Genomic DNA, 25,259 nt, shown 5'->3' on the forward strand with positions numbered 1-25,259 from the left:
TACCGCGCACCTCTCCCGGCGGGAGAGGTCGGACCTTCAGGTCCGGGTGAGAAGAGTGACCTTTCCGGAGAGAGCGAAGGGCGCAACCCCTCACCCTCGCTTCGCTCGGCCTCTCCCTGGCGGGGAGAGGTGAATGCTGCGGCACAGTTCATCATCTTGATTGTTGTCGGGGAAGGACGATTGGTCTCTACCCCTCCGCGCGCTTCTCCGCCGTGCCGACGGCCAGTGCCATTGCGAGTGCGAATGAGGCCGAGAGCGAGCGGAACGCGCCGAAATCGGCTTCCGCCACTTCGAGCCAGATATCGGCACTCGGCACCAGCGGGCTGAACGCGGAATCCGTGATGGCCACTACCGGGATGTTGCGGCGCGCCGCGACGGTCGCGAGATCGGCCGTGACAGGCGCGTAGGGTGTGAAGCTGATGGCGAGAACCGCGTCGCGTTCGGTCGCCGTCGCCAATTGCTCCGGGCCGAGTTGGGCGATGTGATCGATCAGAATGGCCCGCACTCCGAGCTTGCCGAAGGCATAGGCGCAATAGGCCGCAATCGGGAAGACCCGGCGCGCGCCGAGGAGGTAGATCGTATCGGCCTTGGCGAGGGTCTCGATAGCGCGGGAGAATTCCTCCGGGCGCACCGACTCGCGCATACGGTCGAGCGAAATGGCGGCCGCGTCGGCGAAGCCTTCGAGCAGCGACGTCGCGTGGACGTGATGCCCCTCGGTGTCGCGCAACGAGCGCAGGCGCTCGCGATAGTCGGGAAAGCGCTCGCGCAGGCGGTCGCGGAAGATCTGCTGCAGGTGGGAGAAGCCGTCATAGCCGAGGCTCTTGGCGAAGCGGACGAGGGTCGAGGGTTGCACCCCGGCATGATCGGCAACGCCGGCAACCGTCTGGAAGGCCATTTCCTCCGGATGCTCCAGCGCGAAGGCGGCAATCTGCTTCAGGCGCTTCGGCATCGTCTCGCGACGGCTCAAAAGAAGCGTCCTCAAACCCTCATAATCGGCGGGAATGGCGTCCATGACCTCCTCTAAGCGATCCCCCATCGTTTTCCTCGTCCTCGTGTGCCCTACCTTAGGCTGGGAACCAGGAGCTTGACACCGAACTCGCAGAAATGGAACAAATATTCTAAAGATATAAACAAAAGGTCCATCTTGTTCCATTTTGGGAGGTTGGACAGGCGGAGGAAATGCCAGACGCATGTGATCCGACGCCAGGATCATCGGATTCCTTCTGCCAACCCGATCGCGCGGCCCTCAAGGCTGCTGCGTTCACCGCGACCGGACACCGGCGCGATTCTCGAACGGGGGCGTTTGGGAGGAAACACATGAAATCGTTTATGACTGGTCTTGCCGCCGCAGCCGCCCTGACCCTCGCCGCAGCCGCCCCGGCTTCGGCACAACAGGGTAGTACCCGTATCATCGTCGTCAGCCACGGCCAGGCCAACGATCCATTCTGGTCCGTCGTCAAGAACGGCGTGACGGCGGCGGGCAAGGACATGAATGTCCAGGTCGATTACCGCGCGCCCGAGACCTTCGACATGGTCGCCATGGGCCAATTGATCGACGCGGCCATCAACCAGAAGCCCGCTGGCCTCATCGTCTCGATCCCGGACGCCTCGGCGCTTGGCCCGTCGATCAAGAAGGCGGTCGCCGCCGGCATTCCGGTGATTTCCATGAACTCGGGCTCCGACGTCTCGAAAGGCCTCGGCGCGCTTCTTCACGTGGGGCAGGACGAGGCCGACGCGGGCAGGATCGCCGGCGCCAAACTCAAGGAGATGGGCGGCAAGGCCGGTCTTTGCGTCAACCACGAGGTCGGCAACGTCTCCCTCGATCTGCGCTGCAAGGGCTTCGCGGAAGGCTTCGGCGGCAAGGTGATGGTGCTGCCGGTCTCCAATGACCCGGCCGATATCCGCGCCAAGGTGAAGGCTGCTATCGCCTCCGATCCGTCCATCGACACCGTGATGGCGTTGAGCGCGCCGCTCGGCGGCGAGCCGACGGCGGCGGCGGTGAAGGAAACCGGCAAGTCCGGCATTCGCGTCGTGTCCTTCGATCTCTCGGCGAACTTCCTGAAAGCGGTTGCCGCGGGCGAGGCCACTTTCGCCATCGATCAGCAGCAATATCTTCAAGGCTACCTGCCGGTGGTGTTCCTGGCGCTCGATTCGAAATACGGCCTGATCCCGGGCGGCAATGTTCCCTCCGGCCCGAACCTGATCACGAAGGACAAGGCGGCCCAGGTGGTCGATCTGTCCGCGAAGGGCATCCGCTAAATCGTGCCGTGAGCCCGCGACAATCGTCGCGGGCTCGCGCCCCTCTCGTTGTGAAGGAGGTGCCCCATGACGGACATCAGCCATGTCGCGGGCCACACGCCTGCGGAGGAGATCAAGAAAATCCAGGATGAGCGATTGAAGGAGGTTTCCTTCGTCACCAAGGTCATGCGCCGCCCCGAGCTTGGCGCGCTGGCTGGTCTCATCCTCGTCACGATCTTTTTCATCGCCACTGCCGACCCCTCGATGTTCACGCTTGCGGGCATGATGAACATTCTCTCGCCGGCGTCCCAGCTCGGCATTCTCGCCATTGCCGCAGCACTCCTCATGATCGGCGGCGAGTTCGATCTGTCCATCGGCTCCATGGTCGCCTTTTCCGGACTGATCTTCGGGTCGTTCCTGGTGCTCACGGGCTGGCCGCTGCTCATCGCCATCGCCGCGACCTTCGTCGTCGCGGCGCTCCTCGGCGGGTTGAACGGCCAGCTCGTCATTCGCACCAAGCTGCCATCCTTCATCGTCACGCTGGCGTTTCTCTTCATCCTGCGCGGCCTGTCTCTCGTCGGCCTGAAATGGGCGACAGGCGGTTCGACGCAAATGCGCGGCATTGGCGACAAGGCGGGCGAAGGATTGGTGCGCGAGATCTTTTCCGGCAACGCGCTGGAAGGCTTGTTCTCCTGGCTCGCGGCGCACGACATCATTGCCAAGTTTCCGAACGGCACGCCGACGGTGACCGGCGTTCCTGTCTCCATCGTCTGGTTCGTTCTCTTCGCTCTCGTCGCGACATGGATCCTGCTGCGCACGCGGGCGGGCAACTGGATCTTTGCGTCTGGCGGCGACGCCAACGCGGCGCGCAATTCCGGCGTGCCTGTCGATCGGGTGAAGACCAGCCTCTTCATGCTCACCGCCTGCGCTGCGACACTGGTCGCGATCCTCACCGTGCTCGATGCGGGATCGACCGATTCACGGCGTGGCTTCCAGAAGGAATTCGAAGCGATCATCGCGGCGGTGATCGGTGGTTGCCTGCTGACCGGCGGTTACGGCTCGGCCATCGGCGCGTTCTTCGGAGCCATCATCTTCGGCATGGTCTCGATTGGGCTGACCTATACGCGCTTCGACTCGGACTGGTTCCAGGTTTTCTTAGGGGCCATGCTGCTGCTCGCGGTTTTGTTCAACAATTTCATCCGCAAGAAGGTCACGGGAGAGCGCTGATGGACACGAATGCTCCTCTCATCGAGACGCGCGACATCGTCAAGCATTTCGGCTCGGTCATCGCGCTCTCGGGCGTATCCATGTCGGTCAATCGCGGCGAGGTTCTGTGCCTGCTTGGCGATAACGGCGCGGGAAAGTCGACGCTGATCAAGACGCTCGCCGGTGTGCACAAGCCGACGACGGGCGAGTTCCTCGTCGATGGGCGGCATGTGACGTTTACCAGCCCCCGCGACGCGCTCGATGCGGGCATCGCAACGGTCTATCAGGATCTGGCGATGATCCCGCTCATGTCGGTGACGCGCAATTTCTTCATGGGTCGCGAACCGACGAAGGGCGTGTGGCCGTTGCGCTATGTGGATTTCGACCACTGTGCGGAGGTGACGCGCGACGAGATGCACAAGATCGGCATCGACGTGCGCGATCCCAACCAGGCCGTTGGCACGCTCTCGGGCGGCGAGCGTCAATGCGTGGCGATTGCGCGCGCGGTCTACTTTGGCGCGAAGGTTCTGATCCTCGACGAGCCGACATCCGCGCTCGGCGTGGCGCAGACCTCGATGGTGCTGAAATACATCCACCAGGTTCGCCAGAAGGGGCTCGGCGTCATCTTCATTACGCACAACGTGCGCCACGCCTATGCGGTCGGCGACCGCTTTACCGTGCTCAACCGCGGCAAGACGTTGGGCACCTTTGCCAAGGCGGAAATTCCGATCGACGAGTTGCAAAATCTCATGGCGGGGGGCAAGGAGTTGCAGGTCCTCTCCAGCGAACTCGGCGGCATGGTATGAACGGTCTCGGCATCGGCCTCATCGGCACAGGCTATATGGGCAAGTGCCACGCATTGGCGTGGAATGCGGTTGCGCCGGTCTTCGGGGACGTGGCTCGCCCGCACCTCGCGGTGCTGGCTGAATCGTCGCAAGATCTTGCGGAACGGAAGGCCCGCGAACTTGGGTTTAGTCGCGCCACGGGTGACTGGCGTTCCCTCGTCACCGACCCGGCCGTCGATGTGGTGTCCATCACCACGCCGAATGCGTTTCACCCCGATATGGCGATAGCGGCGCTGGAAGCCGGCAAGCATGTCTGGTGCGAGAAGCCCATGGCGACGAGGCTTAGCGACGCGGAGCGCATGCTCGCTGCGGCGCGTGCCTCCGGCAAGGTCGCGGCCTTGGGTTACAACTATATCCAGAATCCAATCATCGGCTTGATCCGCCGCCTGTTGAAGGAGGGCGAGATCGGCGAGGTCAATCACGTCCGCTTCGAGATGGACGAGGATTTCATGGCGAACCCGGACGACCTCTTCTACTGGAAGAGTGAGGCATCGTCCGGCCATGGCGCGCTCGACGATTTCGGCGTTCACGCCTTGAGCCTGATCTGGACAATGTTCGGCGGCGTGCGGCGCGTCTGCGGTCACATGGCGAAGCCTTATGCGGATCGCCCCGTTCAGGGCGGTGGCCGCCGGGCGGTCGAGACCTTCGACATCGCGACGACACTGATCGAGTTGGAGAACGGCGCATCCGGCGTCATTGCCCTCAACCGCTCCGCCTGGGGCCGCAAGGGCCGCATCTTCATGCAGCTCTTCGGATCGAAGGGCACCATCGTCTACGATCAGGAGCGCATGAACGAGGTGCAGCTCTACACGACCGATTTGTCAAAGGAGACGCAGGGCTTCCGTACGATCCTGACCTCGCCGCTGCATCCGCCCTATGACAAGTTCATCCCCGCCCCGGGCCATGGTCTGGGCTTCAACGAATTGAAGATCATCGAATGCCGCGCCTTGATCGGACGCATCAACGGCGAGGCAACGACGCTGATCGATTTCGAGGACGGCATCCGGATCGAGCGGACAGTCGATGCGATGGCGCGCAGCGCGCATGAAGGGCGCTGGATTGAGATCGCAGCCGGTGCGGCAGCAGTAGCGGCTTGATGTGAGGCGTGACTACCACGTCGGGCGCCCTCTTCACCTCTCCCGCCGGGAGAGGGAGCAGGCGCGCGCCTGAACATGGCCTTGCGGGTGCTGGTTTTCAAAGAACAAGCGGGTGCGGGCTCGGGGCTGAAAAAGCCCCAAGCCTTGAAAGCAATCGAGGGTGGCGCGACGTGCGGTCCGGCTCGATGATGGCAATGAGATGTGAGAGCCGGCTGGCACCTCGCGCACGGTTCTTTTAGGCGGACAGGCGGCGTTGGCTCCAACAGCTGCCCGTGGCGGACACCGTCTGCGAGAGACGGGCGGCCCCGGACCAACCTGAGCCCTCGGCACAGCCTGGGCCTCCCGCCGAATGGGGTTGCGTACCCCCACTCGCGGGACCGTGCCCGACCCCACAATCACGACGCCTCGCGAGCGCGCCCCTCGGTGGGCCGGGACAGGGAGGAAGATGGATCAAGTTGGGAATAATGTCAAGAACAAAATAGGAACATCTTCGCTGTCGTCATTGCTGACTGAGCGTCAACGAGAGCACCCCGCCGTCATTCCGGGACGGCCCGCAGGGCCGGGCCCGGAACCCATAAACGCTGACGGGTCAGGATAGGATGCGGCGGCTGTCGGTGCGTCTTATTCGTAAAGCTCAGCGTTTATGGGTTCCGGGCTCCGCTGCGCGGCCCCGGAATGACGGGGGTGGTGCCGCTGTCCCCGGCGGCCGTCAGGCCGGGAAGGGGATCCAGGCAGAACCGCCGAGGTTGGTCGTGGATTCCCTTCCCCTCCGCTGCGCCTCGGCCGGGAATGACACCGTTGTCCGTCATGCGGGCTTCTTGCGGGGCGGCGTCCGGACCGACGCCCTGCCAGGACACTTGGCTCGCCTGCGAACGTCAGGCCGCGTGATCCCGCACCACGGCGAGGAAGGCATCCGCATAGCGGTCGAGTTTCGCCTGGCCGACGCCGTGGATTTCGCCGAAGGCGTTTGTCGATGTCGGGCGCTTTGCGGCCATGTCGATGAGGCTGCGGTCGGAGAAGATGACGTAGGCCGGGACGCTCTCCTCTTTCGCAAGGCGCGTGCGCAGTGCCTTCAGCTCCATGAGCAGCGGATCGTCTCCCGGCACCACCGCCTGCGCTTCGAGCGCGGAGCGCCTGCGGCGGCGCTCGCGCGGCTTCATCAGCACATCGGCGCGCAGTTCGATGCGCTCCTGACCTTTGAGCACGGCAACGCCTTGGTCGGTGATGGTCCAGCGGCCGTATTCGGAGAGTTCAAGCGCCACGAGGCCGAGGGCATAGATCTGGCGTAAGAGCGAACGCCATTCGGTCTTGGAGCGGTCGGCCCCGACACCGAAGGTTTTCAGCTTGTCGTGACCGAAGCGGCGGATCGATTCCGTGTCTTCGCCGACGAGCACGCTGATCAGATGTTCCGTGCCGAAACGCTCGCCGGTGCGCACGATGGCCGAGAGCAGTTTTTGCGCCTCGACGGTGCCGTCGAACGACATCACGCCATCGATGCACAGATCGCAATTGCCGCAGGGCTCCGTCGTTTCGCCGAAATACGCGAGCAAGGTTTGCCGGCGGCAGCGCGGGGCCTCACATAAAGCCACGAGCGCGTTGAGACGCTGGCGCTCGACCCGCTTCTGTTCGTCGGATGCGTCGCTGTCCTCGATCTGCAAGCGACGCAGGCGCATATCGTCGAGGCCGTAGAGGGTCAGCGTATCCGCGGGCGCGCCGTCGCGGCCCGCGCGGCCGATTTCCTGGTAATAGGCCTCGATGGATTTCGGCAGCGCCGCATGGGCGACGAAGCGCACGTCGGGCTTGTCGATGCCCATGCCGAAGGCGATGGTCGCCACCATCACGATTCCGTCTTCCTGCAGGAAGATGTCCTGGTTCTTGGCGCGATCTCCTTGAGCCATGCCTGCATGATAAGGCAGAGCGCGATAGCCCGCCTGACTCAAGCCGTCCGCGAGTTTCTCCGTGGCGTTGCGCGACGAGCAATAAACGATGCCGCTTTCGTGCCGGTGCCTGTCGAGAAAGCCGAAGAGCTGACGCTTGGTGTTCTCCTTCGCCTGCATGGCGAGGCGCAAATTCGGTCGGTCGAAACCGTGGATGAAGAGGCGCGGCTCGGTCTCGAACAGGCGCGCCACGATGTCGCCGCGCGTCGCCACGTCGGCGGTGGCGGTCAGCGCGATGGTCTGCACGCCGCCCAAGCGGCGGCGGACTTCGCCGAGGAGCGCGTATTCCGGCCGGAAGTCATGGCCCCATTGCGAGACGCAATGGGCCTCGTCGATGGCGAGAAGATTCACACCTGCACGCGCCAGCCATTCGGTGGCGCTGGTGTTGGCGAGGCGCTCCGGCGAGGCATAGAGCAGGCGCATGCGCCCCTCGCGCACCGCATCGGTCACGCGGCGGTTTTCGTCCGCGTCGTTGGCGGAGTTGAGGCTTCCCGCCTCGATCCCGAAATGGCGCAAGGCCGCCACCTGATCGCGCATGAGCGCGATCAGCGGCGAAACGACCAGCGTCAGGCCGTGCCTTGCCAGCGTCGGCAATTGATAACAGAGCGACTTGCCTGCGCCGGTCGGCATGACCGCCAGCACGTCCTCGCCGTTCAGGACCGCGCGTACGATCTCCTCCTGTCCTTCACGGAACGAGGAGAAGCCGAAGACGTCGTGGAGAATCTGGCGCGGGTCGGTCACGGTTGGGGTGTGGCCGAGGAGCTGGATTCGGTCAATGCGGCAACGGGAATCTTTAAGGTTTCCAACACGCCCTTTGCCGCAGCGACGCCGGTCGCAAAGGTCGCTTGCAGGAGGTAGCCGCCTGTCGGAGCCTCCCAGTCCAGCATCTCGCCCGCCACGAACACGCCGGCCAAGCGGCGCAGCATGAGGTGCTCGTCCACGTCAGTGAACGGCACTCCGCCGGCGGTGGAAATGGCCCGGTCGAGCGGTTTGGTACCGGTCAGGGTCAGGGGGGCGGCCTTGATGAGCCGCGCGAGCGCATCCGGCTCCGTCGGAAGGCTCGGCGACGCCTCGCGCAGCAACGCGATGTCGACGGGCGCAAGACCGGCAGCCTTGCGCAGGAAATTGGAGGTGGATTGGCCCTTTCGCGGCGCGCCGAGCTTTTTGGTCAAAGCCTCGAGCGATAGATCGGGCCGGAGGTCGGCAAGGAGTTGCGCGCTGCCGTCTCGGGCGATGGCGTCGCGCAAGGTGGCCGAGAGGGCATAAACCGCCCCGCCCTCGATTCCGTCCGCGGTGACAACGGCCTCGCCCCGGACCGTCTGGCCCTGGAAGGTCAGGGCGATGCGTTTCAAGGGCTCACCCTGGAACCGCTCGCGCATGACATCGGACCAGGGAAGGACGAAGCCCATATTGGAAGGCCGCAGAGGCGTCACCGCGACGCCGCGCGCCTTGAGCCATGGCTCCCAGGCCCCATCCGATCCGAGGCGCGGCCAGCTTGCACCGCCGAGCGCCAAAATTGTCGCGGAAGGTGTCTCGGTGATCGTTTTGCCGGTTGAATCGGTGAAAATCAGACGACCTTGCGCGTCCCAGCCCTGCCAGCGATGGCGCGGAGCGAAACGAATGCCGAGGCTCTCCAGCCGTCTCAGCCAGGCGCGCAGGAGGGGCGAGGCCTTGAAGGCCTTGGGGAAAACGCGCCCGCTCGATCCCACGAAGGTTTCCTGACCCAAGCCTTCGCACCAGGCGCGCAGATCCTCGGGGCGGAAGGCCTCGATAAGCGGGCGCAAGATCGGCGCGGTCTCAGCGTAGCGCGTGACGAAGCGCTCGAAATCCTCAGCGTGGGTCAAGTTCAGGCCGCCGCGTCCGGCCATGAGGAATTTGCGTCCGACCGAGGGCATCTGGTCATAGACCGTGACTGCGACCCCGGATTTTCCCAGCACTTCCGCCGCGATCAGGCCAGCGGGGCCGCCGCCGATAATGGCGACATGAGGGGCTAAGGGGGGCTGGGACATGCGATGAGCTGACGCGGCTAAGGTTAAGGGAGGGTTCTGGACCCTGTGCCGGGGGCATGGCATGCAACGGCATCGGATCGGCGAGGATGCGTCATGCATGACCGCCGGAGGCATATTTTTCAAGAGGAGCGGCGCTGAAACGCCGCCTGAAGGGGATTTCAATGCGGATCATTGCCTTCTGCGCTTTGGTAGCGCTCGCGCTCGCCGGCTGCGCGACCCAACCATCGCTGATGGGAAAACATACCGTTCTCTCCAGCTCGACGAGCGATGCGGCGGCGGCCGCCGCGATCATTTCAGCCTACCGCGTGTCCAGGGGCTTGAGCCCCGTCACGGTCGATTCGAACCTCAGCAAAGCGGCGGAACACCAGGCGCGGAGTGTGGCGGCGGCTGGTGCGCTCAGCCACGGTGATTTCAGCGGCCGCATGAAGCAATTCGGCGTCATGGGCGCCGCGGCCGAGAACCTGACGGCAGGCTCCTCCTCCGTGGATGCCGCCGTGGTGCGCTGGAAAAACTCACCGCCGCATAACGACAACCTGCTGATGCCCGAGGCCAAGCGCATCGGCCTTGCGCGCGCGGACACCAACGGGGGTTATGGCCGGTATTGGGCGCTCGTGCTCGGGCAATAAGGCCATCGGCGTCTAAAGCAAAAAGCCCGGAGTTCATCCGGGCTTTTTCTTTGAATACGCGGGAGGTCGAGGGCCTAGAGCATGATCATGTCTCTTTGAAACATGCTCATGCTCTCGATTCTTTCTTGCCGCATGATCCTGGCGAACAACCGGTTTCCACTTGTCTCGATCATGCTCTAGCGAAGCGCTGCGGTAATCAGCAACGTCGTTCCCGCCGCCGAGGAAGCGAGCGCCACCACCATCGCCCAGCAATGCAACCGGTCGCGCTCTTCCTGATTGAGCAGCGGACGAATCCGCGAATCGGAGCGGCCGAAGATGAAGCTGTTGGTGCGGGCCGGTCGCGGAGACGAGGGAATGACGCGAAAGCCTGTCTTGTGTGCGGGCCGTGCGCGCTCTTCCGGAGCATTGTTCGCGGTGAACGAATGATCGGAATGCATGTGCGGGCCCATGGCTGTGACGGCGTCGAATGAACTTGTCATGGCCCTAAGCTGCCCTGATGCCATGAACGGGAAGTAAATCTTCCGACGAACTGAAAATTGTCGTAAATCAATCCTTTACGGCCTTCCGGGTCCTCTGGTTCCGGACCCCGCGAAGAGCGCGCGAGAGAGATCGGGAGGGCCTGAGCAGAAATCGGGTCGAAGGGCGCCCTTGCCTCCGCCAATCTGCCCCCTTACCGATTCGGAGAACAAAAATGGCTGACAGGCCGATTCAAAAAACGATGGCGGCGTCCGACTGGGCTCTCCTGACCATCTTGTCCGTGGTCTGGGGCGGGTCCTTCCTCTTTGTCGGCGTCGCCGTTCGCGAATTGCCGCCGCTGACCATCGTGGCTCTCCGTGTCGGGATGGCGGCGCTGGCATTGCGCGTGGTCCTGCGCATCATGGGCGTGTCGTTTCCCCGCGAACGCAGCATTTGGCTGGCTTTTCTCGGCATGGGCATTCTCAACAATGCGATTCCCTTCACCCTGATCGTCTGGGGGCAGAGCCACATCGCGAGCGGGCTGGCGTCGATCCTCAACGCCACCACCCCGCTCTTCACGGTGATCGTCGCGCATTACCTGACCGTTGACGAGCGTCTGACGGGACGGCGGTTGGCGGGCGTGATCGTCGGCTTTCTCGGCGTCGCCGTGATGATCGGGGGCGCGGCGATGCATGCGTTGAACGCGGATATTCCGGCGCAACTTGCCGTTCTCGGCGCGGCTCTGTCCTACGCTTTCGCCAGTATCTTCGGGCGGCGTTTCAAGACCATGGGCATTCCGCCCATGGCCACGGCCGCCGGGCAGGTCACGGCGTCGAGCGCCATTCTCCTGCCTCTCGCTTTGCTCATCGATCAACCCTGGACCCTGGCGATGCCGAGCACAGGTGCGATCCTGTCCCTGGCCGGTCTCGCCCTCGTCTCGACGGCCTTCGCCTACATTCTATACTTTCGCCTGCTCGCACGGGCGGGGGCCACGAATGTCGGCCTCGTGACGTTCCTCATTCCCGTCAGCGCGATTCTATTCGGCGTGCTCCTGCTCGGCGAGACGCTGGAGCCAAGGCACCTGGCGGGGATGGCCCTCATCGGCGCGGGCCTGGTCCTGATCGACGGCCGTCTTGTTTCTGCGGTGAATGGTCTTTTCAGCGCGAAGAGGCCGGCCCCGCACGGAAATGGTTGAACATCATGTCGGGCGCGCTGGTGTTGTGGCGCGAGGGAACGAGGCGGCCCATCCACACATCGGTCGCCTTCGCGCCCTTGAAGGTCATGATGGGCTCTTCCAGCCAGGAGTGAGCCTTGTCCTCGCGCGCCGCGACGCGGGCGACGTCTGCGTTGAATTCGGTCACGTACATGGAGCGCAGGGCCGCGAAGGGCTGATCCTTGATCGCCTGGTCGAAGGCCACGTCGAGCGTAAAGCGCTCATCGGTCAGGTCCTTCAGGGCGACCGTCGCCTTGCCGCCCCTGGCGAAGGTGAGCGTAAAGGTCATGGTCTTGGGGTCGAAGGCGACGTCCTTCAGGTTCACCACGGGGCGCTTGTCCATTTCCACCGGCCCGACCAGGAACGAGGAGCCATAGGCGCTCCATCCCAAATGCGCGGGAGGCAGCGGGCGGATGCGCCAATAGCCGTCGGCCGGGTAGAGCACGAGCACCTCTTCCACCCGCTCGTTCCGGCGCACCCAGAGCTGCACCATGTGAAGGTTGCGTTCGACCCGGTCGCCGATCCGCATCGTCACGTCGCTCGGCCGCCAGAAATTCGCGAAGGAAAAGCCGGTCAGCCACATGTCCACGCTCTCGTAGAACGTGATCTTCTTCGGCGGGGGACCCCGTTCGGAGGTCTCGGCGGAAATGTCCTCGCAGGCCGTCCAGTCCGGCTGCCAGCGGTCCTGGCGCAGGTTGCCGATATAGGCCGGGTGCGCGGCCTCGATCCGGAAGTTGCGGACCTCGGGGGACGCGAAGTTGATGGCGACGTTGTCCTTCTCCGCGCACAAAACGGGCTCGCTCGTGTTCGTCACGTTGACGGCCAAACCGTCGAGCGTCGCGGCCCCGGCTGCGGACGCGAAACCGAGAAATCCAAGAAAAGCAAGGCGAAACAGGGACATGCGGACCATCATGTAATATCGAAGCCGGACTCGCGATGGGCCGGCGACGCGCAGAGATACTCCGACCGAACGATCCCGTCGAGCCGACAGGACGACCCATTTGACAGGCTTGTGGTCCAGCCCGGTTGTCTGGGCATGGCAGCCATCCCATCTGCGGGGTTAGGGTTGGCTTCCGGCCTGTGATAGGGTGCCGACCCGATGGAGACCTGGTGAGGCGGATCGTTTTTCAGCTTCGCAGGGGCTCCGCCCTAGAGCCTTATTTTGCTGCATTTTCCGACCGGTTCCCACCTCTGCGGAAAATGCTCTAAGAGATCGGTTCTTCAGAGTTCACCTGATGATGCGTGTTGTCCTAAGCCTGTCCGATGATCCCGCCACGACCCAGGTCGAGCGGGCGATCATGGAATTCCGCAGCGCCCGCCCCGTCGTGATCGACGCGGCGGCCGAGAGCGCGCTCGTGGTCGGCATCGAAGACCTGGGCGCGGCCATGAGCACCCAGCTTGAGGCCATCGCCGGCGGACACGCCCATCTCGTCCTCCCTCCCGCCCGCCTGCGGCGGCTGGGGCTCGATCGGCAAAATCCCGGTGTCGTCGCCTTGCCGGCCGTGGACCCGGTGCGGATCGAGGCTCTGGCCTTGAAGGTCGATTCCCGCATCGATGCGCCCGTCCGGTCGACGGGGGCGCTCGATGAGGATGCATTGGAGCTTGCTCGCCTCTCGCTGGTTTTGCCTGCCGTCATCGTGGTGCCACTGGCGGCGGGGATCGAGATTGATCCCTCTCTCGCCCGCGTGCCGAGTGCCGCTATCCGCGATTATCGCCGCGCCAAGGCCCGCGACTTGAAGATCGTCAGCCGTGCGCCCGTGCCGCTGGAAGGCGCGCCGACCAGCGAGTTCGCCGTCTTTCGCGGTGGCGAGGGTCTGCGCGATCAGGTCGCCATCATCGTCGGCTCGCCTGATCTCTCGAAGCCCGTGACCGTGCGCCTGCATTCGGCCTGCCTGACGGGGGATCTCTTCGGCAGCCTGAAATGCGATTGCGGGGACCAGCTGCGCGCGACGGTGCGCTTCATGGCGCAAAACGAGGGCGGAATCCTGCTCTATCTGGATCAGGAAGGGCGCGGGAACGGGATCGCCAACAAGATCCGGGCGTACAAGCTGCAGGCGCAAGGCTACGACACCTATGACGCCGACGAGGTTTTGGGCTTCGAGGCCGACCAGCGCCACTTCGATTTCGCAGCCGGCATGCTCAAGCAACTCGGCGTGGGCGCGGTGCGCGTGCTGACCAACAACCCCGAAAAGATCCGCGCCCTGACCGAAGCCGGGCTCGACGTGATCTCGGACCACCGGGTCCTCGGGCGTCCGACGGCCGAGAATGTCAGCTATCTCGCCTCCAAGCGCGACCGCGCCGGGCACTACATCGACATCGAGGGTCTGCTGGCTTCCTCCATCAAGGATTGAAGTCACGCAAGGATTGAAGTCGCGCGGGTTTCATTCCGCCTCTGCTGCGTCTCTCGATTCTCGCCCGTGGGCTGCTGAAACAAATACACCGCCGGTTTTCGATCCGGCGGTGTTTTCTTGAGACTGCGCTTGTTTACCGGGCGGGCATCCCGGTCTCGATGACCTTTGCCCACAGCGTCACGCCGTAGGGGGTCGCCTCATCGTTGAAGTCATAGGCCGGATGGTGGCAGCTCGCCGTATCGCCGTTGCCGAGGAAGATGTACGCGCCCGGGCGCTGTTCGAGCATGTAGGAAAAATCCTCGGCTCCCATCATCGGCGCAACCGTCATATCGACAGCGGCATCGCCCACGATCGCGCGCGCGGCTTGCGCCATGAACTCGGTCTTCTCGGCATCGTTGACGGTGACGGGATAGCCGCGATTGTATTCGAGCATGGCCTTGGCGCCGAACGCGGCACAGACATTCTCGATGATCGTCCGCACGCGCTGTTCGCTCAGGTCGCGCACCTCGGGCGTGAGGGAGCGGACGGTGCCGAGGAGCGTCGCGTGATGCGGAATGACGTTGAAGGCTTCGCCCGCCTTCACGGTGCAGACCGACACGACCGCCGATTCGAGCGGATCGACGCTGCGCGCGACGACCGATTGCAGCGCGGTGATGACGTGGCTCGCGACGAGGATTGGGTCCACCGAATGATGCGGCTGGGCCGCATGGCCGCCCTTGCCCTCGATGACGAGCGTGAAGCGGTCGGCTGCCGCGGCGATGGGGCCGGGACGGATCGCGAACTGGCCGACCGGAATGCCCGGCATGTTGTGCATGCCGTAGACCTCCTGGATGCCAAAGCGCTCCATGAGGCCGTCCTTCACCATGGCGTCGCCGCCGCCGCCGCCTTCTTCCGCGGGCTGGAAGATCATGATGGCGGTGCCGTCGAAGTTGCGGGTCTCGGCGAGGTATTTCGCGGCCCCGAGCAGCATGGAGGTGTGCCCGTCATGGCCGCAGGCATGCATCTTGCCCGGCACCTTCGACTTGTAAGCGACGTCGGTGGCTTCCTCGATCGGCAGCGCGTCCATGTCGGCGCGCAGGCCGATCACCTTGCCCGACCCATTGGCCCTGCCGCGGATCACGCCGACGACTCCGGTTTGGCCGATGCCGGTCACCACCTCGTCGCAACCGAAGGCCTTCAACCGCTCGGCCACGATGCCGGCGGTGCGGTGAACGTCGAACAGAAGCTCCGGATTCTCGTGAAAATCCCGGCGCCAGCCGGTGATTTCATCGGCGAGGTCGGCAACGCGATTGATGATCGGCATGGAAGTCCCTTGCTGGATTGATCTCCGGCGTAGCGAAGCAGAGCCGGATACGGGCCGTCAATCCTCGCCGGCAAATGGCTGGTCTGCGAGAAACTCAGCCAGCCCGACGCAGGATGGCCTTGGGCCGTTTGGTGCGAAATTGACCGCGCTCGATGGCGACGAAGTCCAGAACCACCACGATGAGGGCCGAAAACCACCAGAGCTGTGCGGTGCCGATGCCGAAGCAGCCGAGGGCGTAGGCCGTGGCAAAGGCTGCCATGATGCCGGGGCCGAGGACGGGGCGATGACCGCCCGCTCCGATGACCGAGCTGTAGAGCAGAACGGCTCCGGCGGCTGCGCCGATCAGCCCGAGTTCGTACCAGATTTCAAACAGGAAGCTGTAGGGCGAGGTGGGCGGGATCAGGCCCAGGAAACGACCCCGTAGAGCCGTCTCCAGACCGTGCCCCGTGATCAGTCGCAAGGGCTCGTCGAGGATGACGAGGGCCCAGGCGTCAAGGCTCGCGACGGTGGGTGAGGCCGGCCCGAACAGGCTGACGGCGAGAGGCTTTACGATGAACGGCAGAGCGGGCGCGAGCAGCAGGAGCCCGGCCATGGACCATGCCGTCAGGCGTGCACCAAAACCGGGGCTTGCGGCGGTGATGGCGAAGATCACCGCGCCGACCGCCAATCCTTGCAAGGAGACGGGATCGGTGGTCAGCAGCGCGCCCAACGCCACGATGATGGCGAGAAGCAGCGCTTCAAGGTTACGACCCCGCGAGTGAAGCCAGGTCACGGCGGGCCAGAGCAAGAGAACGAGCATGATCATGCCGCGTTCGAGGCTCTGGCCATCCTGATCGAGCCCCTCGGGCCCGCGCAAGGCGACCGCAATCCCGGTGAGCGCCGCAAGGCCCACGCCGACGGGCAGGATGTAAAGATTTGCCGAGCGCATGCGGTCCGGCATCGCCAGATACCCGGCGAGCGCCATTAGGGCCATGCCGACGAGGTTGAACAGCCGCTCCGCGGCGTGGGGCATAAAGGGCGTCCAGATCAGCGACAGCCCGGTCCAGAGCAGCAGGACCATCCCCGCTATTCCGGCCGTCGAGATGACCACTGCAACCAGTTTCTCGCCGACATTCCTCGCGCCGCCATCAAGGGCCGCCGCAAGAACGAGCAGTATCACCGCCACAGGCGCCAGAACCACCAGGGCGCGGCGGGTGAAAAGCGCCGCGAGGGGAATGCCGAAAAACAGCGTCGCGAAGCCGAGGCGCCGCAACATGGCGGCGGCGTTGGCAGAAGGATCGTCCAGGAGGGCGGCAGGTCGGACCATGAGGGGCGGAGCAATCGAAGGTTGAGAAGGCGGAAGATGCAAGCGTAATGGACGAGATGCAGAAAAGCTGTAGGTGTATTGCAACACTTACTCAGCCTTTATGGGCCTGCGTCAAAGCCGCTTGGTCGCGTCAGGCCGCCGTTCGCGACGACGGTGCCGGTCAGGCCTTCTGCCCGCGCAGGAAGTTGATGATGCCGGAAAAGTCGTCGCCCTCGTGGCCCGCGCCGTTGAACAGGGCGTAGAGCTGGGCTGCTTCCGCACCGAGAGGCGTCGCCGCGCCCGAGGACAGGGCAGCTTCCTGCGCCAGCCTCAAATCCTTCAGCATCAACGCGGCCGCGAAACCCGGTTTGTAGCCGTTATTGGCGGGCGAGGTCGGCACCGGCCCCGGCACCGGGCAATAGGTGGTCAGCGACCAGCATTGGCCGGAGGCGGTGGAGGCGACATCGAACAGGGCCTGATGCGAGAGCCCGAGCTTCTCGGCCAGCACGAAGGCTTCCGCCACGCCGATCATCGAGATGCCGAGAATCATGTTGTTGCAGATCTTGGCCGCCTGGCCTGCACCCGCCTCGCCGCAATGCACGACCTTCTTGCCCATTTGCGAGAGGACCGGCTCGGCCCTGGCGAAAGCCTCGTTCGAGCCGCCCGCCATGAAAGTCAGCGTCGCCCCCTTCGCGCCGCCGACGCCGCCGGAGACGGGAGCGTCGAGGGATTGAAGGCCCAGGTCCCGTGCCATGGCATGGGCCTTTCGGGCGCTGTCCACATCGATGGTGGAGCAGTCGATCAGCAGGGAGCTGGGCTTCACCTGAGGCAGAATGTCGGTCCAGACCGACAGCACATGCTTGCCGGCGGGCAGCATGGTGATGATGACATCCGCCTCCTTGACCGCCGCGCCCGCCGATCCGGCGACGGTCACTCCGTCCGCTCGCGCCTGATCGCAGGAGGCGGGCACGAGATCGAACCCGATGACATTGTGTCCGGCCTTCACGAGATTGGCGGCCATCGGGCCGCCCATGTGGCCGAGGCCGATAAAGGCGATGGTGGTCATGTTTCCTCCTGTTGCCCGCTCCTCCCCGCTCTCCACAAGGGGGAGGGGATGACCGTCGCGTTTCCTTCGCCTTACCGAGCCTGATTGCCCCGCCCCACCAGTTCACGCGCCACGATGAGGCGCATGACCTCGTTGGTGCCTTCCAAAATCTGGTGCACGCGCAAGTCCCGCACGATCTTCTCCACCCCGTAATCCGCAAGATAGCCGTAGCCGCCATGAAGCTGCAGCGCCTCATTGGCCACCTCGAAACCGGTATCCGTCGCGAAGCGCTTGGCCATGGCGCAGAGCTTCGTCGCATCCGGCGTCTTGGCATCGAGCGCGCAGGCTGCGCGCCAGAGAAATGTGCGCGCCGCCTCAAGCTCCGTCGCCATGTCGGCCAATCGGAATTGCAGCGCCTGGAAATCCGCGAGGCGCTTGCCGAAGGCCTTGCGCTCCGACGTGTAGGCAAGCGCCTTGTCCAGCGCCGCCTGCGCGCCGCCGAGCGAGCATGCGCCGATATTGAGCCGTCCTCCGTCGAGCCCGGACATGGCGATCTTGAAACCCATGCCCTCGTCCGAGAGCCGATTGGCGACGGGCACGCGCGCATCTTCAAAAATCACCGCAGCGGTCGGCTGCGCGTTCCAGCCCATCTTCTTTTCCTGCGCGCCGAAGGAAACGCCCGGCGTGTCCTTCTCGATCACGAGCGTCGAGATGCCGGAGGGACCGTCTTCGCCGGTGCGCACCATGGTCACGTAGATGTCCGACACGCCAGCGCCGGAGATGAACTGCTTCACGCCGTTGACGATGTAATGGTCGCCGTCGCGCACCGCCCGCGTCTTCAGCGCCGCCGCATCCGAACCGGAGCCCGGCTCGGTCAGGCAGTAGCTGCCGATCAGCTCCATGGTGCAAAGCCGCGGCAGGAAACGCTGGCGCTGCTCCTCCGACCCATAGCGGTCGATCATCCACGAGACCATGTTGTGGATCGAAAGGTAGGCGGAAATCGCGGGACATCCCGTCGCCAGCGCCTCGAAGATCAGAGCCGCATCAAGACGGCTCATGCCCGATCCACCGACATCCTCGCGCGTATAGATCGCCGCCATGCCGAGGCTTGCGGCTTCGCGCATCACGTCGACGGGAAAGTGCTTCTTCTCGTCCCATTCGAGGGCGTGGGGGGCGAGGTTATCCGCCGCGAAGGCGAGGGCCATGTCACGGATGGCGATTTGGTCTTCGGTGAGAGAGAACTGATTCATGGCCCTAAATCGTCACGACACGGGTGGCTCGTGCACCCCGACTTTGGATCTAGAGACAAAATGGCCGGGAGGGAGCCCCCGGCCATTGCAGTTTTGACTTACTTCATCGTCGGGATGGCGAATTCCGCACCATCCTTGATGCCCGAGGGCCAGCGCGACGTGACGGTCTTCGTCTTGGTGTAGAAGCGGATCGCGTCCGGGCCGTGCTGGTTGAGGTCGCCGAAGCCGGAGCGCTTCCAGCCGCCGAAGGTGTAGTAGGCCAACGGCACCGGGATCGGCACGTTGATGCCGACCATGCCGACATTGACGCGCGAGGCGAAGTCGCGGGCGGCGTCGCCGTCGCGGGTGTAGATCGCGACGCCGTTGCCGTATTCGTGGTCGGTCGGCAGACGCAGCGCATCCTCGTAATCCTTGGCGCGCACAACCGAGAGCACAGGGCCAAAAATTTCTTCTTTGTAGATGCGCATGGAGGTCTTCACCTCGTCGAAGAGGCAGCCGCCCATGTAGAAGCCGTTCTCGTAGCCCTGCATCTTGAAGTTACGGCCATCGACCGCGAGCTTCGCGCCTTCCTGCACGCCGAGATCGACATAAGACCGCACCTTGTCGAGATGAGCCTTGGTGACGAGCGGGCCGAAATCGGCGGAAGGGTCGGTGGAGGGGCCGACCTTCAGGCTTTCCACGCGCGGGATCAGCTTGTGCATCAGCGCGTCGGCGGTGGACTTGCCGACGGGGACCGCCACCGAGATCGCCATGCAGCGCTCGCCTGCCGAGCCGTAGCCCGCGCCGATCAGTGCATCGACGGCCTGATCGAGATCGGCGTCGGGCATGATGATCATGTGGTTCTTCGCGCCGCCGAAGCACTGCGCGCGCTTGCCCGTAGCGGTCGCGCGGGAATAGACATATTCCGCAATCGCCGAGGAGCCGACGAACCCGACGGCCTTGATGTCGTGATCGTCGAGAATCGCATCGACCGATTCCTTGTCGCCGTTGACGACGTTCAGGATGCCGGCCGGCAGGCCCGCCTCGATCATCAGTTCGGCCAAGCGCATCGGCACGCCGGGCGCGCGCTCGGAGGGCTTCAGGATGAAGGCGTTGCCGCAAGCGATGGCGGGAGACAGCTTCCAGAGCGGGATCATGGCCGGGAAGTTGAACGGCGTGATGCCGGCAACGACGCCGAGCGCCTGGCGGATCGAATACATGTCGATGCCGGGACCGGCGCCTTCGGTGAACTCGCCCTTGATCAGGTGCGGAATGCCCGTGCAGAACTCGGCCACTTCGACGCCGCGCTGAATGTCGCCTTTGGCATCGACGATGGTCTTGCCGTGCTCGCGGGCGAGCAGCTCGGCCAGCGAGTCGGTTTCCTTGGCGATGAGTTCGAGGAACCGCATCATGACGCGGGCGCGGCGCTGCGGATTGGTGGCGGCCCAGGCCGGCTGCGCGGCCTTCGCGTTCTCGACGGCCTGGCGCAGTTCGTCCTTGGTGGCCAGCGCGACCTTGGCGATGACCTCGCCGGTCATCGGCTGGAACACATCGGTCGTGCGGCCCGACTTGCCGGCAACGTGCTTGCCGCCGATGAAATGTCCTACTGTGCGCATGGCGTCTCCCTCCTCAGGGGGCTTGGTTTGATGGGCTTTTGAGCGCCTTCTTTCTATCATTGTCAAAATCGCACGACTATGGGTGAAATCGAAGCCACGTTGTGCGAAAATGCCAATATGAAAGGGAGGGCCGATGAGCGCTTTCGATTGGGACGATCTCCGCTTTTTCCTGGCGGTGGCTCGCGTCGGCCGCCTGACGGTGGCGGCGCGCCGACTGGAAGCGGACCACACCACCGTCTCCCGCCGTATCTCGGCCCTGGAGAAGTCGCTCAAGGCCAAGCTTTTCGAGCGCAGCCCGCAAGGCTACACCCTGACGGAGCAGGGCGAGCGGCTTCTCGCCAAAGCCGAGAGCATGGAAAGCCAGGCGCTCGCGGTCGCCAGCGAAATCGGCGGCACGGACCTTGCCGTCAGCGGCACCGTGAGGGTCGGCGCGCCGGATGGCCTGGGCACCTATTTTCTTGCCGCGGAACTGGGAACGCTGGCCGAGCGCCATCCCGATCTGACGATCCAGCTCGTCGCCCTGCCGCGCACCTTTTCGCTCTCCAAGCGCGAGGCGGATATCGCCGTGACCGTCGAACAGCCGACGGAAGGGCGCCTCATCTCGCGCAAGCTCACCGATTACCGCCTGCGGCTCTACGCGTCGAAAGCTTATCTCGACGGGCACGGGGTTCCCAAGGAGCCGGAGGACCTCGCCGGCCGGCTCCTCGTCACCTACGTGACGGACCTGATCTACAGCCCGGCGCTGGAATATTTCGCCGGCCTCGAGAAATACGGCCCCCGCCGCTATGAATGCGCCAGCGTCGTTGCCCAGCTTGAGGCGGTGCGGGCAGGCGTCGGCATCGGCATCCTGCATGACTACGCCGCGCGGCAATATCCGGAGCTGCGGGTGGTGCTGCCCGAGATTTCTTTCATGCGCACCTATTGGATCGTGACCCATGCGGAGGTGCGCAACCTCCACCGGATCGCCGAGGTCCACGCCTTCATGCTGGAGCGGGTGAAGGCCAACAGGAGCCTTTTCGTGTGATCTGCGGTCATCCTGGGCCGCTCTTCTTCCCTCCCCCTTGCGGGGAGGGAACGAGGGGGTCGAGAAAGTCAGAGCGCTGCGTTTCATATTGAAAGCTTCAGGGTTGCTACAGCATCTGTCTCTCAAAGCGTTTCGCCCGGTCAAAGGGGGAGGGGAGAGGGCGCGCGCTTCTGCGCCTCTTCACCTCCGCAGCCAGACGGTCTAAGGCTTTTTTCAAAATCAAACCCACGGAGTTCTCGATGCCCTCCAAGCTCGACCAATTGCGCGCCATGACCGTCGTCGTTGCCGATACGGGCGATCTCGATGCGGTGCGCCGCCTGCAGCCGCAGGATTGCACCACCAACCCGACGCTGCTTCTGAAAGCCGTCGAGAACCCGGCCTATGCGGCCATTGTGGACGAGGCCCTGACGTGGGGCCGCAAGCAGAGCGGTTCGCGCGAGGGTGTCGTTGCGGCAATCTGCGACCGCCTCGCGGTGGCCTTCGGTGCGGAACTCGCCCGCATCGTCCCGGGCCGCGTTTCGACCGAGGTCGATGCCGACCTGTCCTTCGACACCGAGGCGACGCTTGCCAAGGCGCGGGCCATCATCAAGGCCTATGAGGAGCACGGCATCGGGCGCGAGCGTATCCTGATCAAGATCGCCTCCACCTGGGAGGGCATCCGCGCGGCGGAGGTTCTGCAGAAGGAAGGCATCGACTGCAATCTCACGCTCCTCTTCGCGCAGGCGCAGGCGCAGGCCTGTGCCGAGGCGGGCGTGTTCCTGATCTCGCCCTTCGTCGGCCGCATCCTCGACTGGCACGTGAAGGCTGGCGGCGGCCCCTACACCGGCGAGACCGATCCGGGCGTGCTCTCGGTGCGCAACATCTACGCGTCGTATAAGGCGCAAGGCATCAAGACCGTCGTGATGGGCGCGTCCTTCCGCAATATCGGGGAAATCGAGGCACTCGCCGGTTGCGACCGGCTCACCATCTCGCCCGCGCTCCTCGACGAGTTGGCGAAGGCTGAGGGCGAGCTTCCGCGCAAGCTGTCGTCGGATGGCGTCGCGAAGATCGCCCCGCTACCGCGCCTCGACGAGAAGAGCTTCCGCTTCGCGTTGAACGAGGATGCGATGGCGACAGAAAAGCTCTCAGAGGGCATCCGCGCTTTCGTGAAGGACCTGCGCTCCTTGCGCGCGCTCGTCGCGAAGCATCTCGACACGGCGAAGGCGGCGTAAGCGCGTGACGACCGCTCTCGTCATCATCGATGTTCAGGCGGGTATTCTGAATAAGCCGGGCGAGCGTCGCCCGGCTGTGCTTGAGCGGTTCGACGCGGTGCGTGCACGCATCGCGCAGTTGGTTGATGACGCGAGGCGCGCCAATGTGCCGGTGATTTTCGTTCAGCATGATGGCGTGCCCGGCCATCGGTTGGAGGTCGGCACGCCCGGCTGGGAGATCTGCGGCGATCTCAATCGTGCCGATGGCGATGCCGTCGTGCGCAAGACTGCCGGCGATTCCTTCCACGACACCAATCTTCAGGCCGTTCTTGCGCAGCAGGGGGCGAAGCATCTGGTCGTTGTCGGCCTCATGACGCAATACTGCGTCGACACCACATGCCGTCGCGCCGTCAGCCTCGGCTACGACGTGACGCTCGTGGCCGATGCGCACACGACGGACGATAGCGGCGCGCTGACCGTCGAGCAGATTGTGGCGCACCACAACACGCTACTCGATGGCTTCGATGCAGGGCCAGCGGTGATTTCCGTGAGACCCGCGAAGGATGTCATTTTCGCGAAAAGCGGAGAGGCCGCTTAAGGCCTCCGCTGCCCGACATTTCTCTTTGACAGGCAACACCCTCATCCTGAGGAGCAGCCGTATGGCTGCGTCTCGAAGGAGGATCCCGCACACACTGGAAACGCCTCGCCCTTCGAGACGTTTCAGAAGAGAGAGAGAGATCACTTGCCTTCGCTGATCGCCTTCTCGCGGATCTGCGTCAGCGACATCGCGGGCGTGATCGCCTCCGGGTCGAGGATGCAGTGCAGGATCGCGGGCTTACCGGATGTCAGGGCGCGGTCAAGCGCGGGGAAGAATTCTTCCGTCGTTTCCACGCGCTCGCCGTAACCGCCGAAGGCCTTGGCGTAAGTCGCGAAATCCGGGTTCTTGAGGTTCGTCGCCGAAACGCGGCCGGGATATTCGCGCTCCTGGTGCATGCGGATCGTGCCGTACATGCCGTTATCGATGAGAACCACGAGGATCGGCAGATCGTATTGCACGGCGGTGGCGAATTCCTGCCCGTTCATGAGGAAGTCGCCGTCGCCGGCGAACACCACCACGTGGCTCTGCGGCTGCACGCGCTTCGCGCCAACCGCCGCCGGAACGCCATAGCCCATGGAGCCGGAGGTCGGCGCGAGCTGCGTGCCGTAATGACGGAACGGCCAGAAGCGGTGAATCCAGGTCGCGAAATTGCCTGCGCCGTTGCAGAAGATCGTGTCGGCAGGCAGCCGTTCGCGCAGGAAGGCCATGACCTCGCCCATCTGCAATTGGCCCGCGTGGCGGATCTTGGTCGGATCGCTCCAGGCGAGATAATCGGCATGCGCCGTTTTGGTGCCTTCCGACCAGCGAACCGGGGCCGATGGCTTGAGCTTGGAAAGCTCCGCCGCGAACGCGATAGGCGAGGCGTTGATCGCGAGATGCGGGCTGTACACGCGGCCCAACTCGCTCGAATCGGGATGGATGTGCACCAGCTTCTGCTTGGGCGCGGGAATATCGAGCAGGCTGTAGCCCTGGCTCGGCACTTCCGAGAGACGTCCGCCCACCATCAGGATGAGATCGGCATCCTTGATGCGGGAGAGAAGCTTCGGATTGACGCCAAGGCCGAGATCGCCCGCGTAAGACGCGTGATCGGCGGGAAAAAGCATCTGACGACGGAAGGTGCAGGCAACGGGGAGCTGGAAGCTCTCTGCGAAGCGCGCAAAGTCCTTCACCGCCTCATCCGACCAACGGCTGCCGCCGAGAAGCGCGATGGGGCGTTCCGCGCCTTGCAGCAGCGTCTGCAATTCCGCGACTTGCGCTGAAGACGGATAGGTCTCGATGACCTTGTAGCGCGGCGCGTCGGCGACATCGGCCAACTCGGTCAGCACGTCTTCCGGCAGTGCGATGACGACCGGGCCGGGGCGGCCGCTGGTGGCGACGTGGAAAGCGCGCGAAACGATCTCCGGGAAGCGAGCCGGATCGTCGACTTCCGTCGCCCATTTGGCGAGTGGACCGAAGGCGGCGCGGTAGTCGAGCTCCTGGAACGCCTCGCGCTCGCGCATGCCGCGCTCGATCTGGCCGACGAACAGGATCATAGGGGTCGAATCCTGCTTGGCGATGTGAATGCCGGGCGAGGCGTTGGTCGCGCCGGGGCCACGCGTGACGAAGCAGATGCCGGGGCGGCCGGTGAGCTTGCCGTAAGCTTCCGCCATCATCGCCGCGCCGCCTTCCTGACGGCAGACCGTGACGTTGATCGAGGCGTCATGCAGGGCGTCGAGGGCGGCGAGGTAGCTCTCCCCCGGCACGCAGAAAATGTGATCGACCCCATGAAGAGTAAGTTGATCGACAAGGATCTGACCGCCGGTGCGGGAGGGCGCTTTCATGGAAGGCTCGCGATGTGAGGAAAAACCGGGAGAGGGAAGCGGAGGGCGAGAGCCGCCCTCCGCGGGATCAACAGGAACGGCGATGCGATTTTAAGCGTCGACGTCGAATTTCACGCCCTGGGCGAGCGGCAGCGTGGTGCCGTAATTGATCGTGTTGGTGGCGCGGCGCAT

At 64.3% G+C, this 25,259-nt stretch carries 21 protein-coding genes; 10 read left to right on the forward strand and 11 right to left on the reverse strand.

Annotated features, from left to right (window positions below; genetic code table 11):
- Positions 1-187: 187 nt before the first annotated feature.
- Positions 188-1,036, reverse strand: a complete 849-nt coding sequence (locus tag I2H38_RS08080) for a MurR/RpiR family transcriptional regulator (protein ID WP_196271289.1) — start codon at positions 1,034-1,036, stop codon at positions 188-190.
- A 281-nt stretch (positions 1,037-1,317) separates the two neighbouring features.
- Between I2H38_RS08080 and I2H38_RS08085 the strand changes: the two genes are divergently transcribed.
- The 4 genes from I2H38_RS08085 (at position 1,318) to I2H38_RS08100 (ending at position 5,386) form a co-directional block, all read left to right on the forward strand.
- Positions 1,318-2,259: a sugar ABC transporter substrate-binding protein gene (locus I2H38_RS08085; protein ID WP_196271290.1), complete on the forward strand. Its 942-nt coding sequence runs from the start codon at positions 1,318-1,320 to the stop codon at positions 2,257-2,259.
- A 66-nt stretch (positions 2,260-2,325) separates the two neighbouring features.
- Entirely contained in the window at positions 2,326-3,465 is a 1,140-nt protein-coding gene (locus I2H38_RS08090) for an ABC transporter permease (protein WP_196271291.1), read from the forward strand.
- The gene (locus I2H38_RS08095) at positions 3,465-4,250 is read left to right on the forward strand and encodes an ATP-binding cassette domain-containing protein (RefSeq protein ID WP_196271292.1); all 786 of its coding nucleotides are present in this window, start codon (positions 3,465-3,467) and stop codon (positions 4,248-4,250) included. Before I2H38_RS08090 ends, I2H38_RS08095 begins: the two co-directional genes overlap by 1 nt.
- Positions 4,247-5,386: a Gfo/Idh/MocA family protein gene (locus I2H38_RS08100; protein WP_196271293.1), complete on the forward strand. Its 1,140-nt coding sequence runs from the start codon at positions 4,247-4,249 to the stop codon at positions 5,384-5,386. Before I2H38_RS08095 ends, I2H38_RS08100 begins: the two co-directional genes overlap by 4 nt.
- Positions 5,387-6,261: 875 nt before the next feature.
- Here the strand turns inward: I2H38_RS08100 and recQ are convergent.
- Together recQ and I2H38_RS08110 are read right to left on the reverse strand one after the other, a co-directional pair.
- Positions 6,262-8,064 (reverse strand): DNA helicase RecQ, encoded by a 1,803-nt coding sequence (gene recQ / locus I2H38_RS08105; protein ID WP_196271294.1) that lies wholly within the window; start codon positions 8,062-8,064, stop codon positions 6,262-6,264.
- On the reverse strand, positions 8,061-9,332 hold the full coding sequence (locus I2H38_RS08110) for a TIGR03862 family flavoprotein (RefSeq protein ID WP_196271295.1): 1,272 nt from the start codon (positions 9,330-9,332) through the stop codon (positions 8,061-8,063). The genes recQ and I2H38_RS08110 overlap by 4 nt, the downstream gene beginning before the upstream one ends.
- A gap of 161 nt (positions 9,333-9,493) precedes the next feature.
- On the opposite strand from I2H38_RS08110, the gene I2H38_RS08115 reads away from it, so the two are divergent.
- On the forward strand, positions 9,494-9,958 hold the full coding sequence (locus I2H38_RS08115) for a CAP domain-containing protein (RefSeq protein ID WP_210324701.1): 465 nt from the start codon (positions 9,494-9,496) through the stop codon (positions 9,956-9,958).
- A 176-nt stretch (positions 9,959-10,134) separates the two neighbouring features.
- Here the strand turns inward: I2H38_RS08115 and I2H38_RS08120 are convergent, their stop codons facing one another.
- Positions 10,135-10,437 carry a hypothetical protein gene (locus I2H38_RS08120; RefSeq protein WP_196271296.1) on the reverse strand — a complete coding sequence of 101 codons (303 nt, stop codon included), beginning with the start codon at positions 10,435-10,437 and terminating at the stop codon, positions 10,135-10,137.
- A gap of 212 nt (positions 10,438-10,649) precedes the next feature.
- Between I2H38_RS08120 and I2H38_RS08125 the strand changes: the two genes are divergently transcribed.
- Positions 10,650-11,609 (forward strand): DMT family transporter, encoded by a 960-nt coding sequence (locus tag I2H38_RS08125; protein WP_229426586.1) that lies wholly within the window; start codon positions 10,650-10,652, stop codon positions 11,607-11,609.
- Here the strand turns inward: I2H38_RS08125 and I2H38_RS08130 are convergent.
- A complete protein-coding gene (locus tag I2H38_RS08130; RefSeq protein ID WP_229426587.1) occupies positions 11,572-12,528 on the reverse strand; it encodes a hypothetical protein in 957 nt (318 codons plus the stop codon). The two genes, I2H38_RS08125 and I2H38_RS08130, sit on opposite strands and share 38 nt — an antisense overlap.
- 337 nt (positions 12,529-12,865) lie before the next feature.
- Here I2H38_RS08130 and ribA point away from each other — a divergent pair, with 337 nt between their 5' ends.
- Entirely contained in the window at positions 12,866-13,978 is a 1,113-nt protein-coding gene (ribA, locus tag I2H38_RS08135) for a GTP cyclohydrolase II RibA (RefSeq protein WP_196271368.1), read from the forward strand.
- Between the two features lie 133 nt (positions 13,979-14,111).
- Here the strand turns inward: ribA and I2H38_RS08140 are convergent, their stop codons facing one another.
- The 5 genes from I2H38_RS08140 to I2H38_RS08160 all read right to left on the reverse strand — a co-directional run bounded on the left by I2H38_RS08140 (position 14,112) and on the right by I2H38_RS08160 (position 20,456).
- Entirely contained in the window at positions 14,112-15,281 is a 1,170-nt protein-coding gene (locus I2H38_RS08140; protein ID WP_196271297.1) for a M20 aminoacylase family protein, read from the reverse strand.
- A gap of 94 nt (positions 15,282-15,375) precedes the next feature.
- Positions 15,376-16,587 carry a peptide ABC transporter permease gene (locus I2H38_RS08145; RefSeq protein ID WP_196271298.1) on the reverse strand — a complete coding sequence of 404 codons (1,212 nt, stop codon included), beginning with the start codon at positions 16,585-16,587 and terminating at the stop codon, positions 15,376-15,378.
- A gap of 160 nt (positions 16,588-16,747) precedes the next feature.
- Complete coding sequence (mmsB, locus tag I2H38_RS08150) at positions 16,748-17,632, reverse strand: 3-hydroxyisobutyrate dehydrogenase (RefSeq protein WP_196271299.1); 885 nt, start codon at positions 17,630-17,632, stop codon at positions 16,748-16,750.
- A 71-nt stretch (positions 17,633-17,703) separates the two neighbouring features.
- On the reverse strand, positions 17,704-18,861 hold the full coding sequence (locus tag I2H38_RS08155) for an isobutyryl-CoA dehydrogenase (RefSeq protein ID WP_196271300.1): 1,158 nt from the start codon (positions 18,859-18,861) through the stop codon (positions 17,704-17,706).
- 98 nt (positions 18,862-18,959) lie between these two features.
- Complete coding sequence (locus I2H38_RS08160; RefSeq protein WP_196271301.1) at positions 18,960-20,456, reverse strand: CoA-acylating methylmalonate-semialdehyde dehydrogenase; 1,497 nt, start codon at positions 20,454-20,456, stop codon at positions 18,960-18,962.
- A gap of 133 nt (positions 20,457-20,589) precedes the next feature.
- Between I2H38_RS08160 and I2H38_RS08165 the strand changes: the two genes are divergently transcribed.
- The 3 genes from I2H38_RS08165 to I2H38_RS08175 all read left to right on the forward strand — a co-directional run bounded on the left by I2H38_RS08165 (position 20,590) and on the right by I2H38_RS08175 (position 23,268).
- Positions 20,590-21,480 carry a LysR family transcriptional regulator gene (locus I2H38_RS08165; protein WP_196271302.1) on the forward strand — a complete coding sequence of 297 codons (891 nt, stop codon included), beginning with the start codon at positions 20,590-20,592 and terminating at the stop codon, positions 21,478-21,480.
- A 239-nt stretch (positions 21,481-21,719) separates the two neighbouring features.
- Entirely contained in the window at positions 21,720-22,691 is a 972-nt protein-coding gene (gene tal, locus I2H38_RS08170; RefSeq protein WP_196271303.1) for a transaldolase, read from the forward strand.
- A gap of 4 nt (positions 22,692-22,695) precedes the next feature.
- A complete protein-coding gene (locus tag I2H38_RS08175; RefSeq protein ID WP_196271304.1) occupies positions 22,696-23,268 on the forward strand; it encodes a cysteine hydrolase family protein in 573 nt (190 codons plus the stop codon).
- 140 nt (positions 23,269-23,408) lie between these two features.
- Here I2H38_RS08175 and I2H38_RS08180 read toward each other — a convergent pair whose 3' ends face one another.
- Positions 23,409-25,088 carry a thiamine pyrophosphate-binding protein gene (locus I2H38_RS08180; RefSeq protein WP_196271305.1) on the reverse strand — a complete coding sequence of 560 codons (1,680 nt, stop codon included), beginning with the start codon at positions 25,086-25,088 and terminating at the stop codon, positions 23,409-23,411.
- Positions 25,089-25,259 lie beyond the last annotated feature (171 nt).

Source organism: Microvirga alba, assembly GCF_015694465.1.
GTDB classification, from domain to species: Bacteria; Pseudomonadota; Alphaproteobacteria; order Rhizobiales; family Beijerinckiaceae; genus Microvirga; species Microvirga alba.